The organism is Microbacterium invictum, assembly GCF_034421375.1.
Classification (GTDB): Bacteria; Actinomycetota; Actinomycetes; order Actinomycetales; family Microbacteriaceae; genus Microbacterium; species Microbacterium invictum_A.
In genome coordinates this window covers 237,744-252,784 of sequence record NZ_CP139779.1, presented here as the reverse complement: position 1 = coordinate 252,784, position 15,041 = coordinate 237,744, and the positions used below count along the sequence as shown (strand labels likewise).

Here is a 15,041-nt window from a genome sequence, read left to right as displayed (position 1 = left end):
ACCGGTGACACCCCCGACCAATAGCGCCACCCCGATCGATCCGCCCGAACCGGGTGGCCCAGATGGTCGCCGGCAGCGGGTGACGGCGACCAGCTTCGCCACCTCGCCGCTCCGCGGCATCCGGCTGCCGACGAAGGTGACGCAAATGGCGACCTTGCGCACACGAAGCCCGCCATTCGCGCCACCTTCTCGAAAGAGCTCCAGCCCGATCCCGCCCGGCGCGCGCCCGGCGCGGGTCGCGCGGGGACGGCGTCGGGGGGGTGGGCTCGAGGTCGGGCGCGGCGTCCTCGCGAGAGGACGGGCGACGTGGGGGAAAGGGTGGGCTCGTCGGGCCGGGGCCCCCGGCGAGAGGGGCCCCGGCGAGAGGGGCCCCGGCCCCCGGCGCGGATCACACCGCGCCGGGGTCGGCGCGCATTACTCCGCGACGGGGATCGACTGCGCCTCGAGCGTCGAGACCGTGGCCGCCTGGCCCTCCTCGAGCGCCTCGAGCAGCGTGCCGTTGCCCTGTGCGGCGGCCTTGAAGCCGTCGGAGACGTCACCGTAGGTCTGCGTCATGGTCGGGCCCCAGGTGAAGTTGGGGTCGACCTGGGTCGCGGCCTGGGCGAACACGTCGTAGATGGGCTGGCCGCCGTAGAACTCCACACCCTCCTGCAGCACCGGCAGCTCGAGGCCGGCCGTCGTGGCCGGGTAGATCTGCGCGGTCTCGTTCAGCGAGGTGAGCGCCTCTTCCGAGGTGTTCAGCCACAGCGCGAACTTCGCCGCCTCGTAGAGGTGGTCGGTGCCGTTGAACACCGCGATGGACGAGCCGCCCCAGTTGCCGGCCTTCTCGTCACCGGCGTTCCACTGCGGGGCCAGGGCCACCGACCAGTTGCCGGAGGTGTCGGGGGCACCCGAGAGGATGGAGTTCGCACCCCACACGGCCGAGTTCCACGTCCAGACCTCGCCGGAGTTGTAGGCGTTGTTCCACTCGTCGGTCCACGCGGGGTAGGTCGAGACGAGATCGTTCTCGATGAGGTCCTGCCAGTAGTCGGCGACCGTCGTCGACTCCTCGCCGGTGAGGTTCACCGTCCAGGCGTCGCCGTCGTTCTCGAACCACTGACCGCCGGCCTGCCAGACGAAGCCGGCGAACTGGTTGATGTCGCTGTCGGAGAAGTTGGTGATGTAGCCGCCGAGCTCGCGGATCTGCACTGCCGCCTCGCGGTACTCCTCCCACGTGGTGGGGACGGGGATGCCGTTCTGCTCGAACAGGTCGCTGCGGTAGAACAGCGCCATCGGGCCCTGGTCCTGCGGGATGCCGTAGACCTCGTCCTCGGTGCCGAGGGTGACCTGGCCCCAGGTCCAGTCGAGGAACTGGTCCTCGGCGGCGAGCACGTCCTCGCACGCGCCGAGGTCGACGAGTCCGTCCTGCACGCGGAAGTTCGGCAAGGCGTCGTACTCGATCTGGCCGAGGTCGGGGGCGTTGCCGGCCTCGAGCTGGTTGAAGAAGTTCTGGTAGGTGCCGGCGTTGCCCGACGGGCCCGTCTGCACCTCGACCTGGATGTCGGGGTTCTCTTCGTTCCACATCGCGACGGCATCTTCGATGCCGGGGATCCACGAGGTGAACGTGAGGGTGACATCCTCGCCGGCCGGCTCGCAGGAGGCGGCGTCGCCTCCACTGCCCGAGCCTCCGCCGGCCGCACAGCCGGCGACGGCGAGCGCGGACACGGTGAGCAGGGCTGCGGCGGCCGCTCGTTTCGCTGAACGCATTGTTTCCTTCTCTCGGTGGTGGTGCCCGGGTTGCTGCCCGGGCGGGGGGTGTTACTTCAGCGCGCCGGTGCCGAGGCCCGTGCGCCAATACCGCTGAAGCAGCAGGAACGTGATGATCAGGGGGACGATCGACAGCAGCGACCCGACGAGCACGAAGGTGCGCAGCTCGGGGAACTGGTTGATCGTGGAGTTCCAGGCGTAGAGGCCGTAGGTCACCGGGAACAGCTCTTCGCTGCGCAGCATGATCAGCGGCAGGAAGAAGTTGTTCCAGATGGAGACGAACTGGAAGAGGAAGACCGTCACCAGCGCCGGGAACATCAGGCGGATCGACACCGTGAAGAAGGTGCGGATCTCGCCCGCGCCATCCAGGCGGCTCGCCTCGAGCAGTTCGTCGGGAACGGATGCCTCGGCGAAGACGCGGCTCAGATAGACACCGAACGGGCTGACGATGCTCGGGAGGAACACCGCCCAGAAGGTGTTCGTCAGCTGCACCTGGCTGAACAGCAGGAACAGCGGGAGCGCCAGCGCGGTGGCGGGAACGAGCACCCCACCGAGGACGACGTTGAAAAGCGTCTCGCGGCCCGGGAACCGGTACTTCGCCAGCGCGTACCCGCACATCGAGGCCAGCAGGGTCGCCACCACGGCGCCGACCCCGGCGTACAGCAGGCTGTTCAGCAGCCACCGGAGGTACACCCCGTCGCGGTAGGCGACGAGAGCGCCGACGTTCTCGAAGAACCGGAAGTCGGCGAACCACAGCGGGTTGGTGCTGAACAGGTCGTCGCGGTCTTTCGTGGAGGCGATGAGCAGCCACCAGATCGGGGTGAGGAAGTAGAGGGTGAAGACCCCCATCACCAGGAACGCCGCGGTGCGGGGGATGACGCCCTCGCGGGGTCCTCTCGATACCGGGTCCTGCCCGCCGCGCCGGCGGCGCGACGCCGCCGGGTTGACGGCCGTCATCGTGGTCGTCGTGGTCATGACGCCGCCGCCTTCCGCCTCGTGATCCGCAGGAACGTGAACGACAGCACGAAGGTCGCCAGCGCCAGCACCACCGAGAACGCCGCCGCGAGCGAGACGTTGGGGATCGAGCTCGTGGCGTAGATCGTCATGTTCGGGGTGTAGCTGCTGGTGACCGCCGAGCTGAACGCCCGAAAGGTCTGCGGCTCGGCGAGCAGCTGGAGCGTCCCGATGATCGACAGCACGCCCGTGAGGACGAGAGCCGGGCGGATGAGCGGGATCTTGATCGACCACGCGATCCGGGCCTGCCCCGCACCGTCGAGGCGTGCCGCCTCGTAGATGTCGCCGGGGATCGCCAGGAGCGTCGAGTAGATGATCAGCATGTTGTAGCCGACGAACACCCACGTCACGACGTTCGCGATCGACCAGAGCACGAGGTCGGACGAGAGGAAGTCGACCTGGCTCGTCACCGCTTCGAAGGGCGACAGGTTCGGCGAGTAGAGGAAGCCCCACATGATGGCGGCGATGACGCCGGGCACCGCGTACGGGACGAAGAACGCCAGGCGGAAGAACTTCTTCCCCCGCAGAAGCGGCGAGTCCAGCAGCAGGGCGAACAGCAGCGCGAGTCCGAGCATGACCGGCACCTGCACGACGCCGAAGAGGAAGACCCGACCCACGGATGACCAGAACTCGGCGTTCTGGAACACCAGCGCGTACTGCGCGAACCCGCCGAAGACCTCGCGGGCCTCACCGAACGTGCCCTCGCGCTCGACCACGAGCAGCGACTGCCAGACCGCGTAGCCGATGGGAATGACGTAGAAGAGCGTGAAGACTAGCGCGAACGGCGACACGAAGGCGACGATCGCCCACGGGTTCTGCACGCGCGGTCGCTTGCGCTTCTGCACCGGCGCGTCGGGCGCCGCGACCGTGCCGGCGGTGCCGGCGATGGATGGCGAAGTGGTCATGCCGTCTCCTCTGTCGGCTGCTCGCGGATGACACGGACGCCCCCCGCGGGAACGACGACCGTTCCGGTGATGCGGCTCCCGGTCACGAGATCCTCACCGAACGCGTCGATCTCGACGGGCTGGTCGGTGTTGTTGATGACGAAGCGGTAGGAGCGGTCGTCTCCGCGACGACGGATGACGTCGACCCCGCGCCCCGCGCCGGGCTCGGCGACCACGCCCGCCGCCTCGGCCGCGGCCGCGAGCAGCTCGCGGAGCGCCGGGGGATCGAGGAGCGTCGCCAGGTACCAGGCATCGCCCGTGCCGGCCGATCCGCCGGTTCGGCAGGTGATGGCCGGGAGCCCGGCCGACGGTCCGTCGGCGAACCGCGCCACGACCGTGGCGTCGGTCACCGACATCCGCTCGGTCCACATCGTCGCCGTCGCGCCGGTGTCGAGGGCAACCGCGGTCCCAGGGAGGACGGGCGCGAATTCCTCGACGCGGACGCCGAGCAGGTCGCGCCAGGCGCCGGGGTGACCCCCGGGGCGAACCCGGTCGTTCTCGTCGACGATGCCGCTGTAGAAAGTGACCATGACGTGGGTGCCGGTCGCGGCGGCGCCGTCGAGCGCACGGGCGTCGGCGTCGGAGACGAGGTGCAGGCCCGGAACGACCACGAGGCGGTAGCGCGAGAGGTCGGCCCCCGGGCGGACCACGTCGACGGTGTGCCCGAGGTCGCGGAGCGCGCCGTAGAGCGCGTGAACCTGATCGAGGTAGCCGAGCGCGTGGTTCGGCCGGTTCTCGGCGTCGGCGGCCCACCACGACTCCCAGCTGAAGAGCATCGCGACGTCGGCGGTCACGGTGGTGCCGGCGATCTCGTCGAGGCGGCTGACGAGCGCGCCGAGCTCACGCACCTCGCGCCAGAGCGCGCTGTCGGTGCCGGCGTGGGGAAGGAGGGCCGAGTGGAACTTCTCCGACCCCTGCAGCGACGCGCGCCACTGGAAGAAGCAGACGGCGTCGGCACCGCGGGCGACGTGCGAGAGCGAGTCGCGGGTCATCTGTCCGGGTGCCTTGGCGAGGTTCACCGGCTGCCAGTTCACGGCGCCGGTGGAGTGCTCCATCAGCAGCCACGGCTGTCCGCCGGCGAGCCCGCGGGTGAGATCGGCGGTGAAGGCGAGCTCGGAGAGCGGGTCGGCCAGCCGGGAGTCGCGGTAGTGGTCGTTGGCGACGACGTCCATCTCGGGCGCCCATGTCCAGTAGTCGAGGGCGTCGATGTGGGCGGTCACCATGAAGTTGGTGGTGACCGGGATGCCGCTGTGCCGGCGGATGACGTCGCGCTCGGCGCGGTAGTAATCGAGCACCTCGTCGCTGCAGAAGCGGCGGTAGTCGAGCACCTGACCGGGGTTTCTCGTCGACACCGTGCGCATCGGGGTGAGGATCTCGTCGAAGTCGGTGTAGCGCTGACTCCAGAAGCTCGTGCCCCAGGCGGCGTTGAGCGCGTCGATCGACGCGTACTTCGCCCGCAGCCACCGACGGAAGGCGCGGGTCGACTCGGTGCAGTGGCATTCGGCGTTGTGGCAGCCGAGTTCGTTCGAGACGTGCCAGAGGGCGACCGCGGGGTGCGCGCCGTAGCGGGCGGCGACCGCGTCGACCAGGGCGAGGGCGTAGCGGCGGAACACCGGCGAGCTCGGGCACCACGCCTGGCGGCCCCCCGGGTAGCGGGTGGTGCCGTCATCCATCACCGGCAGGATCTCGGGATGCCGCGTGCTCAGCCACGGCGGCGGAGACGACGTGCCGGTGCCGAGGTTGACCCGGATGCCGTTCTCGTGGAGGAGGGCGACGACCTCGTCGAGTTCGTCGAAGCGGAAGGCGCCGTCGGGGCCCTGCAGGGCCGACCACCCGAAGATGTTGATGGCGACGAGATCGACGCCGGCTTCGCGCATCAGGGTGACGTCTTCGCGCCACACCTCGGGCGTCCACTGTTCGGGGTTGTAGTCGCAGCCGAAGGCGACACCCTGGTGCGCGAAGCGCGGACGAGCCGCCGACGCGTCGATCTCGGTGAGAAGCGCGTCGTCGCTCTGCGGGGGGAGCGTCGTTGCGAGGTGGTCCACGGATCTCCAGAGGTGAGGGGCTGTGTGAACGTGCACAGTTTTCCGGACGACAACTCCTCGTCGAGAGTCTGTGAACGTACACACACTGACACCTCCGCCGGTCGGCTGTCAAGCGGATTCTTCCCGGGGCGGGGGCTACAGTGGCCTCGTGACCACTCCGCCCGTTCGTCCCAAGCGTGCGACCGTGCACGATGTGGCGCAGGAGGCCGGGGTGTCACGGGGCACCGTCAGCCGCTACGTCAACGGGGATCGCTATGTCTCCGCCACGGCCCGCGAGGCGATCGAGGCCGCGATCGCGAAGGTCGGCTACGTGCCGAACACTGCGGCGCGCAACCTCGTGATGCAGCGCAGTCAGGCGGTCGGGTTCATCGTGCACGAACCGCACTCGCTCTTCATCGAAGACCCGAACATCGGCGAGATCCTCCTGGGCGCGAACGCCGCGCTCTCGGAGGCCGACCACCAGATGGCCGTGCTCATCGCCGACACCGGGCGCGACACCGACCGCGTCGCCCGCTACCTCTCCGGCGGTTTCGTCGACGGCGTGATCATCGTCTCGGCCCGCGCGAACGACCCCATCACCCGGGTCGTCGAGCGGCTCCAGCTGCCGGCGGCGTACGTCGGCCATCCTCCGGGCGCCTCCTCGGCCTCCTTCGTCGTCATCGACAACCTCGGCTCCGCCCGGGCCATCACTGCGCGCCTGGTCGAGACCGGCCGCCGGCGCATCGGCATGATCGCCGCGGCGCTCGACCGCGACTCGGGGTCCGACCGTCTCGCCGGCTTCCGCGAGGCCCTCGGCGAGCGCTTCGACGACCGTCTCGTCGAGCCGGTGCCGCTGTATTCGTACTCGGCGGGACGCGACGGCATGCAGGCGTTGTTAGCGCGCTCACCCGACATCGACGGCGTCTTCGCGGCATCCGATGCCGTCGCCGCCGGAGCGGTGGAGGCCCTGCGTGCGGCCGGGCGGCGGGTGCCCGAGGACGTCGGCGTGGTCGGCTTCGACGATTCGGCGTGGGCGCGACGCACCCTGCCGGCTCTCTCGACCGTCCGCCAGCCCGCGGCGCGGCTCGGCGCCGAAGCGGCGCGGCTGGTGCTCGACCGCATCGGCGGTGCACCGGGAGGCGCCGAGGTGATGCTGGAGTGCGAGACGGTGTGGCGGGAGTCGGCGTGAACCTCGACGACAGCACCCTGGCGGCTCGTGTGCTCGAGGCGCGGCTGGAGGTGCGGCATCCCTCCCCCTTGAAGCGTGCGGCGAAGTACCTCGGCGCGTTCGCGCTGGCGGTCATCGGCGGGGGCGACGACCTCGCCGCGCCGACCTTCGACCTCGTGGTGGTGCGCTCCGACAGCGACGCCCCGGTGCTGCGCGTGAACGCCGGGCCGGACGCCGAGGCGAGCCGCCTCCTCGAGACGGTGCGGCGGGATCTCGGCGAGAAGACGGTGCGCGACTTCTTCGCCGAGTGGCGTCTGCTCGACGCGTGACCGCCCCCTTACCAGCCGCACCCCACCACGAACCTCCTCCAGCGTCAGGCGCCGGCCAGCCGACGCCGGTAGGCCGCCGGCGGCTCGCCGCAGCGGTCGCGGAACCGCGCGTAGAACTGGCTCTGCGATCGGAACCCGGCCGCGAACCCGACCTCGGCGATCGGTAGATCGGTGGTCAGCAGAAGCCGTTGAGCCCGCGCGACCCGGCACTGCAGCAGGTACTCGCCGATCGTGATGCCGAGGGCCCGCCGGAACAGGGTCATCGCGTACTGCGGATGCAGGTGCACCGCGCGGGCGACGTCGTCGATGCGGATGTCGTCGGCGGCGCGTTCCGAGATGAAGGCCGCCATCTCGCCGGCGGTACCCCTCACCCCCGGATGCCCCGGCGCCACGTGCGTGCGACGCGCGGCGATCCGTCGCATCAGCGCCTCGACCTCGAGCTCGGCGGCCCGCCGCTCGGCGTCGCCCGGGTCGCGGGCGAGGGCTCCCGCCCACAGCTCCGCCCGCTCCGCGAGCGCCAGGCCCGCCCCCTCCGACACCAGCACGAGATCGCCCGCCAGCAGCGACCCGACGAAGGCGCCGGGGAGCGACCAGCCGAGCGCCACGCCCAGCGGTACCGTGAGCCAGCTCACCTCGTCCACGGGGGTCACGAGCCGATGGGGCCGGGCAGCCCAGAACACCCCGAGACTTCCCGCCGGGATCATCGTCTCCCGCCCGTCGACGAGATAGACAAGCGGAGAGGGTGACGCGTTGACCTCCAGGTCGTCATGGCGGTGGGCGGCGAACATCGCCGGGACGGCCCCGCGGAACGAGGCCAATCCGAACCACTCCGGCCGATCCTCCGACATCCTCATGATCCCGGAATTCTGCCATCGATCTCGGGAAGTTGTGCGGTGAACTCCTGCGTACCGTCATTCCCATGACCGACACCTCGACTCTCACCACCGCCGCGCCGACGCGTTCGTGGCACCTGACCGCCGAAGAGATCGCCTTCTTCGACGCCCACGGTTACCTGGTCCTGCGCGACCGGATCCCCGCTCCTCTGCTGGAGCGTCTTCGCGCGGCATCCGATACCTGGATGGCACAGGGCCGCGCCCTGGGCCCCGACCACCCCGACGCGGGCGACTACGCCTGGGCGAACCGGGGCGGGCAGAAGCGGATGTTCCGTGTGGACTACCTCCACAACAAGGGCCAGTCCGCCTCCCTCGAGCTGCTCGGCAGCCCCGCGGTGCTCGGCATCGCCGAGAGCCTCGCGGGCGAGAACTTCGTGCCGACCTACGAGTCGCTGGTCTTCAAGGACGCCGGCGACGGCGCCGCCATCGACTGGCACCAGGACGCGGTGCACCCCCGGACGCACCGCATCTTCAACATCGACGTCTACCTCGACGCCTCGCGGGCCGGCGAGGGAGCGCTGCGGGTGGCGCCGGGCTCGCACCGGGCGCCGGTCGACGTCTGCCAGCTCCGGGAGGAGTACGGCTGGGACGCGCCCGGGGTCATCCAGGTCGAGCTGAACCCCGGCGACGTGCTCGTCCACGACGTCATGATCGTCCACGGATCCGAGGCCGTGACCGGCAACCGCCTGCGCCGGACCATCTACTACGAGTTCCGTGCGGCCGAGCAGATCCTCAGCGAAGGGCCGTGGGACGCCGAATGGGTCGACCGGCGACTGCGACTGGTCCCCCTGGGACTGCGCGAGCACGCGCGGCAGAACCCGGACGCCGAGGCGTTCGACTGGCGGATCTCTCCCGAACTCGCCCCCGCCGTGAGCGGGGACGACGACGCCGAATTGCGCATCGCCCACGTCGTGCACTCGCCGGGGTCGTACTGCAGCGCGGGGAGCGTGCCCTTCACCCCCTGAGGCTCACGCCGTGACGTCGTCCGGCCCGGGCACGTCGCCCCTCGCGAACCGGTCGGTCGCCGCGCGCAGCGCGGCGGCGATCCCCGGCTCCGAGGCGGCGTGCCCGGCGTCGTCGACGATCACGAGCTCGGCCTCCGGCCAGGCCCGGTGGAGATCCCAGGCCGTCATCACCGGCGTGCAGACGTCGTACCGGCCCTGCACGATCACCCCGGGGATGTCGCGGAGCGCCGTGGCCCCTCGGATCAGCTGCTCGTCGGTGAACCACCCGCCATGCATGAAGAAGTGGTTCTCGATGCGGGCGAAGGCGGTCGCCGCGACGTCGTCGGTCATCGTGCTGACGAGGTCGGCGTCAGGCGTGAGGGTGAGGGTCGCCGCCTCCCAGCGGGTCCATGCCTTCGCCGCCTGCACGTGGACGGCCGGGTCGGGGTCGGCGAGACGCCGGCAGTATGCCTCGATCATGCGGGAGCGCTCGAGCACGGGGATCGGCGCGAGGTAGTCCTCCCACAGGTCGGGGAAGATCGCCGCCGCCCCGCCCTCGTAGAACCATTCCAGCTCGTGCGGACGCAGCGTGAACACGCCGCGCAGGACGACCTCGGTGACTCTCTCGGGGTGCGTCTCGGCGTACGCCAGGGCTAGCGCGCTCCCCCACGATCCGCCGAAGACCTGCCAGCGGGCGATGCCGAGGTTGCGGCGCAGCAGCTCGATGTCGGCGACGAGGTGCCAGGTGGTGTTGAACCGCAGGTCGGCGTCGGGCGCCGACGCGTGCGGGGTGCTCCGCCCGCACCCGCGCTGATCGAACAGCACGATGCGGTAGCGCTCGGGGTCGAAGAACCGGCGGTGCCAGGGCGACGTGCCCGCGCCCGGCCCGCCGTGGAGGAACACCACCGGCTTGCCGTCGGGGTTCCCGCTCTCCTCCCAGTACACGCGGTTGCCGTCGCCGACGATGAGCTGGCCCGTCGCGTACGGCTCGATCGGCGGATAGAGGATGCCGTCGAGGTGCGCCGGCCCGCCGCTCACAGCCGGCTCCCCGAGACCGCGAAGGTATCGCAGGCGTTCACGCCGCCGTCGTAGCCCGTGGCGAACCAGCGCTGCCGCTGCTCGCTGGAGCCGTGCGTCCAGCTCTCGGGATTGACCGGCGCCCCGGCCTCCCGCTGGATGTGGTCGTCGCCGACGGTCGCGGCGGCGTTCAGCGCATCGGTGATCTGGGTGCCGGTCGGCGCCTCGAAGAACGGCACGCCGTTCTGATCGACCTGTTCGGTCATCGCCGCGACCCACGCCCCGGCGAAGCAGTCCGCCTGCAGCTCGATCCGCACGCCGTTGCTGTCGGGACCGGTGCCGTTGTCGGGGTTCTGGTGGGTGATGCCGGTGATGTTCTGCACGTGGTGACCGTATTCGTGGGCGAGCACGTAGAGCTGCGCGAGCTCGCCCGCGCTCGCGCCGAACCGCTCGCGCAGCAGCCCGAAGAAGGTGGGGTCGATGTACACCGTCTCCTCCGGAGGACAGTAGAACGGCCCCGTCGCGTTGGACGCGGTGCCGCACGCCGACGAGGTGGACTGATCGACGATGATCAGCTGCGGCTGACGGTAGCCCTCGACCTGGTCGGCCCAGTACTGATCCAGCACCAGTGAGCCGGCCGCGAGGCGGCACTCGTCGTTGCGGTTTGCGTCTGCACCCGTCTCGCAGGAGGCGATCTCGCTGCCCCCGCCGTCGGAGACACCGGGCACTCCCTCGCCGAGGAGTCCGGAGAAGTCCCCGCCGGTGAAGAGGTTGAGCAGCAGCACGGCGATCGCCCCGATACCGGCTACGCCCCCACCGGCGAGAACGAGCCCTCCGCCGCGTCGTCGCGCCGTGTTCCCGCCGACCTGTGCGTTCTGATTGAACGTCATCTGCACACGGTACCGCCCCGCGCCGCCTCCTCACGGGACGACGGCGCCCGGGCCTATGCTCGGAGCCATGCGCGCGACGACGATCACCCTCACCGGCGCCGGAGGGCAGATCGGGTACGCCCTGCTCTTCCGCATCGCTGCGGGCGAAATGCTCGGTCCGGAGCGACCGGTGCGGCTGCGCCTGCTGGAGATCCCCGCCGGCATGCGGGCCGCCGAGGGGGCGGCGCTCGAACTTCAGGACTGCGCCTTCCCGCTGCTCTCGGACGTGGAGATCTCGGATGACCCGCGCACAGCGTTCGACGGATGCGAGATCGCCCTGCTCGTCGGTGCCCGGCCGCGCGGGCCGGGCATGGAGCGGGCCGAGCTCCTCGCTGCGAACGCCGGGATCTTCGGCCCCCAGGGCGCGGCGCTGGGCGACGTCGCCGACGACGCCGTGCGGGTGGTGACCGTGGGGAACCCCGCGAACACCAACGCCCTCATCGCGCAGTCGTCGGCCCCCGACATCCCTCCCGAACGCTTCACCGCCCTCACCCGCCTGGATCACAATCGCGCCGTCGGCCAGCTCGCCGCCGCTCTCGGTGCGAATCCGCGCGACATCGACGGCGTCATCGTGTGGGGGAACCACTCGGCCACGCAGTACCCCGACGTCTCGCACGCCACCGTCGCCGGACGCCCGCTGATCGACGCCCTCGCCGAGCGACGAGGGGGTGTGGATGCGGCCATCGCCTGGCTCGACGCCGAGTTCGTCCCCCGCGTGGCGCGCCGCGGCGCCGAGATCATCGAGGTGCGCGGGTCGTCGTCGATCGCGTCGGCGGCGCATGCGACCGTCGAGCACGTCCGCAGCGATGTGCTGGGCGGATTCCGCACCTCGGCGGCCGTCGTCTCGCACGGGGAGTACGGCGTGCCCGAGGGCCTCATCTGCTCGTTCCCGGTCACCTCCGACGGGTCGGGGTACCGGGTCGTCTCCGATCTCGGCGTCGACGAGCGGTCGCGACGGCTCATCGACGCCTCGGTGGACGAGCTCGTCGCCGAGCGCGAGGCCGTGCGGAGCCTGGGCATCCTGCCATGACGGAGGTCATCGTCATCGGAACGGTGACGGTGCTCGTCATCGCCGGCGCAACCGCGCTCGGTCCGCGCCTGCGGCTCGCCGGCCCGCTCCTGCTCGTGCTTCTCGGGCTCGGCGTCAGCCTGCTGCCGTTCGTGCCGCCGTTCGAGCTCGACCCCGAGGTCATCCTGGTGGGCGTCCTGCCGCCTCTGCTGTATTCGGCGGCGGTGTCGCTTCCCGCGATCGAATTCCGCCGCGACGTGCGACCCATCTCGGGTCTGGCCGTGCTGCTCGTGCTCGTCAGCGCCGTCGCGCTCGGCTTCTTCTTCCACGCCGTCATCCCGGGGCTCGATCTGTATCTCGCGATCGCGCTCGGCGCGATCCTCAGCCCCACCGACGCGGTTGCGACGTCCATCGCGAAGCGGCTCGGCATCTCGCGGCGGGTCACGACGTGGCTCGATGGCGAGAGCCTGCTCAACGACGCCACCTCACTGGTGATCCTCCGCACGATGGTGGCGGCCGCGGTCACCGGATCGGTGCCGGAGGGTGGAATCGTCGGGGCGTTCCTCTGGGGCGTCGTCGTGGCGATCGTCGTCGGCGCGGTCATCGGGTACGTCAATCTGCGCGTGCGTGCGCTCGTGCGCAATCCCGCGGCAAACACCGCGATCGGGTTCGTCGTGCCGTTCGTGGCATACCTTCCCACCGAAGCTCTCGGCGGCTCGGGCCTCGTCGCCGCGGTCGTCGCCGGGATCGTCACCGGGCAGGGCGCGGCGCGCCGCTTCACTCCCGAGCAGCGCCTCTCGGACGAGTTGAACTGGCGCACCGTCGAACTCGTCCTCGAGGGTGCCGTGTTCCTCGTCATGGGACTCGAGGTGAAGGACCTCTGGGACTCGGTGTCCGCCGACGGAGGCGGCGGTCTGGAGCGGGCCGTCTTCCTCGCAGCGACGGCCCTCCTCATCATCCTCGCCGCGCGCGTGGTGTTCGTTTCGGTCCTTGTGTGGGGTGAGTCGCGTCGCGCCCGGCGTGCGGCGACGCATCTTCCCCGAGTTCGCACCTGGCCCGACCGGGTGCCCGCGCGTGCGCGGCCGCGCGTGCTGCGCTTCATCGAAGACCTCGAATACCACCGCACGACCCCGCTCGGGTGGCGGCACGGCACGATCATGGTGTGGGCGGGCATGCGAGGGGTGGTGACGCTCGCGGCGGCACAGACCCTCCCAGCCGAGACCCCCTCGCGCGACCTGCTCGTCTTCGTCGCCTTCCTCGTCGCGGTCGGCAGCCTCCTGCTGCAGGGCTCGACGCTCCCCTGGATTGTCCGGGCGCTCGGCCTCGACGGCGAGGGCGATGAGACCGTCGGCCGTGAGGAGCGCTTGCGGCTGGACCAGGAGCTGCGGGATGCCGCGGTGGCCGCCCTCGCTGACGAAGACCTCGCCCGGCGGGACGGCGAGAGCTTCCCGCCCGAGCTCGTCGCCCGTGTCGGCGATCGCTACACCCGTCCGCCCGACGACGACACCACCGCGATCTTCCGCGACGCCCTCGAGCTGCGCCTCGTGCTCATCCGCGCGATGCGTCGGCGGCTCACCGAGCTGTCGTCCGGCGGGGCCTACAGCACGGCCGTCCTCCGGCACGCGCTCGCCGAGCTCGACGCCGACGAGCTGAGCCTCGAACTCCGACTCGACGGAGAGGACTGACCCACTCGCGACAAAGGTCGCGGCTCGCGTCATCCCGGGTGAGAATGGGTGTCATGAGTGCAGGATTCGGCGGCGAGGCGATGGAGACGAGCCCCGTGCCGCTCGCGCACGACGCCGCCGACTGCCCCAAATGCTTCACCGAGCTGCAGCGCGATCGCGACTGGTGGGCCGCGCGGCCCTCGGGTGCGCGGCTCGTGGGCCTCGTCATCTCGCGCGACGACATGCCCTCGGTGGTCGAGCAGCGCGACCTGCTCACCCGTTTCGGCGTGCCGATCGAGGGATTCCGCCACCCCGCGCCCGAGACGTTGGAGACCTGGGAGGAGCGGCTGGTGCGCCTGTTCGGCACCCTCCGCCCGGGCGACGTCCTCGTCGTCGCCAACGTCCACGCGCTCGGCCGCGACATCGAGGAGGAGACGCGGACCGTCGCGGCCCTCCGACGCCGCGGGGTCGTCGTGAAGGTGCTCAGTCACGGCGCCAGGCACCTCTACGACGCCGGCCGGTGACCCGGTGGGAATCGTTCGGACGCCCGCGGGGTTTTCTCTGTCGTGCCCAGCTCTGAAACATCACGAAACGCGATGACGGCGAACGATCTGTCGCGGGCTAGCCTGCCGCCCATGACTCGTTCCGCCGCTGGCACCCACCCCGCGTCGTTCCCGACCGCCTCGCTCAGCGCCGAGGAGTTCAAGACCGTCTTCCGCGGGCACCCGGGCGGCGTCGCCGTCATCACCGCCGACGCCGGCGACGGGCCGGTCGCGCTGACGGCCACCTCGGTGTCCTCGGTCAGCGCTGAGCCGCCGCTGCTGATCTTCTCGCTGTCGTCGATCTCGTCGGCGGCCCCGACGATCGCGGCGGCCGACACCGTCGTCGTGCACCTGCTCGACGCGCACGACCTCGAACTCGCCAAGCTCGCCGCGACGAGCGGCATCGACCGCTTCGCCGACACGTCGCTGTGGGCGCGGCTCCCCACGGGGGAGCCTGTCTTCCCGGGTGCGCGGGCGTGGCTGCGCTGCGCGATCATCAATCGGATGGATGCCGGCGCGTCGACCGTCATCGCCGCGCAGGCGCTGCAGCACCAGATCACCCGCGATGTCGAGCCGGGCGAGCCCGCCGACGCGCTGGTCTACCACAACCGCACCTGGCACCGTCTCGGCGAGCACTCGCAGCTCGGCTGAGGCGCGCGCCTCGCGCCCGGTGCCGACCCGTCACAAAACGCTGCCCCGCCGCATCCTGGGCAGCACTTTCTGACGGATCGCGCGAGGCGAGGCGCGGGCGGCGTGGTCGCGCGAGCGGATCGGCGCGCACCGGGCGATCCGTGGCCCGCGCGACCGACATGCGACCG

Annotated in this window: 14 protein-coding genes; 7 read left to right on the top strand and 7 right to left on the bottom strand. The window is 70.9% G+C overall.

Going from position 1 to position 15,041, the window contains the following annotated elements; all coding sequences use genetic code 11:
* Window positions 1–414: 414 nt before the first annotated feature.
* Genes T9R20_RS01255 through T9R20_RS01240 form a run of 4 tightly spaced genes read right to left on the bottom strand, consistent with a single transcriptional unit; the run spans window position 415 to window position 5,692 of the window.
* On the bottom strand, window positions 415–1,746 hold the full coding sequence (locus tag T9R20_RS01255) for an extracellular solute-binding protein (RefSeq protein WP_322410756.1): 1,332 nt from the start codon (window positions 1,744–1,746) through the stop codon (window positions 415–417).
* A 51-nt stretch (window positions 1,747–1,797) separates the two neighbouring features.
* Window positions 1,798–2,703: a carbohydrate ABC transporter permease gene (locus T9R20_RS01250; RefSeq protein ID WP_322412219.1), complete on the bottom strand. Its 906-nt coding sequence runs from the start codon at window positions 2,701–2,703 to the stop codon at window positions 1,798–1,800.
* Between the two features lie 14 nt (window positions 2,704–2,717).
* On the bottom strand, window positions 2,718–3,665 hold the full coding sequence (locus tag T9R20_RS01245; RefSeq protein ID WP_322410755.1) for a sugar ABC transporter permease: 948 nt from the start codon (window positions 3,663–3,665) through the stop codon (window positions 2,718–2,720).
* On the bottom strand, window positions 3,662–5,692 hold the full coding sequence (locus tag T9R20_RS01240; protein ID WP_322412218.1) for a beta-galactosidase: 2,031 nt from the start codon (window positions 5,690–5,692) through the stop codon (window positions 3,662–3,664). The genes T9R20_RS01245 and T9R20_RS01240 overlap by 4 nt, the downstream gene beginning before the upstream one ends.
* Window positions 5,693–5,897: 205 nt before the next feature.
* Here T9R20_RS01240 and T9R20_RS01235 point away from each other — a divergent pair, with 205 nt between their 5' ends.
* On the top strand, window positions 5,898–6,917 hold the full coding sequence (locus tag T9R20_RS01235) for a LacI family DNA-binding transcriptional regulator (protein WP_322410754.1): 1,020 nt from the start codon (window positions 5,898–5,900) through the stop codon (window positions 6,915–6,917).
* Complete coding sequence (locus T9R20_RS01230; RefSeq protein ID WP_322410753.1) at window positions 6,914–7,225, top strand: hypothetical protein; 312 nt, start codon at window positions 6,914–6,916, stop codon at window positions 7,223–7,225. The genes T9R20_RS01235 and T9R20_RS01230 overlap by 4 nt, the downstream gene beginning before the upstream one ends.
* Before the next feature lie 44 nt (window positions 7,226–7,269).
* On the opposite strand, the gene T9R20_RS01225 is transcribed toward T9R20_RS01230, so the two are convergent.
* Window positions 7,270–8,079 (bottom strand): helix-turn-helix domain-containing protein, encoded by an 810-nt coding sequence (locus tag T9R20_RS01225; protein ID WP_322410752.1) that lies wholly within the window; start codon window positions 8,077–8,079, stop codon window positions 7,270–7,272.
* 65 nt (window positions 8,080–8,144) lie between these two features.
* Between T9R20_RS01225 and T9R20_RS01220 the strand changes: the two genes are divergently transcribed.
* Window positions 8,145–9,083, top strand: a complete 939-nt coding sequence (locus T9R20_RS01220; protein WP_322410751.1) for a phytanoyl-CoA dioxygenase family protein — start codon at window positions 8,145–8,147, stop codon at window positions 9,081–9,083.
* A gap of 3 nt (window positions 9,084–9,086) precedes the next feature.
* Here the strand turns inward: T9R20_RS01220 and pip are convergent, their stop codons facing one another.
* Window positions 9,087–10,100: a prolyl aminopeptidase gene (gene pip / locus T9R20_RS01215; RefSeq protein ID WP_322410750.1), complete on the bottom strand. Its 1,014-nt coding sequence runs from the start codon at window positions 10,098–10,100 to the stop codon at window positions 9,087–9,089.
* Window positions 10,097–10,969 (bottom strand): neutral zinc metallopeptidase, encoded by an 873-nt coding sequence (locus T9R20_RS01210; protein ID WP_322410749.1) that lies wholly within the window; start codon window positions 10,967–10,969, stop codon window positions 10,097–10,099. The genes pip and T9R20_RS01210 overlap by 4 nt, the downstream gene beginning before the upstream one ends.
* 67 nt (window positions 10,970–11,036) lie before the next feature.
* Here T9R20_RS01210 and T9R20_RS01205 point away from each other — a divergent pair, with 67 nt between their 5' ends.
* The 4 genes from T9R20_RS01205 to T9R20_RS01190 all read left to right on the top strand — a co-directional run bounded on the left by T9R20_RS01205 (window position 11,037) and on the right by T9R20_RS01190 (window position 14,874).
* Window positions 11,037–12,038 (top strand): malate dehydrogenase, encoded by a 1,002-nt coding sequence (locus T9R20_RS01205; protein WP_322410748.1) that lies wholly within the window; start codon window positions 11,037–11,039, stop codon window positions 12,036–12,038.
* Window positions 12,035–13,702, top strand: a complete 1,668-nt coding sequence (locus T9R20_RS01200) for a cation:proton antiporter (protein WP_322410747.1) — start codon at window positions 12,035–12,037, stop codon at window positions 13,700–13,702. Before T9R20_RS01205 ends, T9R20_RS01200 begins: the two co-directional genes overlap by 4 nt.
* Before the next feature lie 53 nt (window positions 13,703–13,755).
* Window positions 13,756–14,205, top strand: a complete 450-nt coding sequence (locus tag T9R20_RS01195; RefSeq protein ID WP_322410746.1) for a recombinase family protein — start codon at window positions 13,756–13,758, stop codon at window positions 14,203–14,205.
* A 111-nt stretch (window positions 14,206–14,316) separates the two neighbouring features.
* Window positions 14,317–14,874 carry a flavin reductase family protein gene (locus tag T9R20_RS01190; RefSeq protein WP_322410745.1) on the top strand — a complete coding sequence of 186 codons (558 nt, stop codon included), beginning with the start codon at window positions 14,317–14,319 and terminating at the stop codon, window positions 14,872–14,874.
* Window positions 14,875–15,041 lie beyond the last annotated feature (167 nt).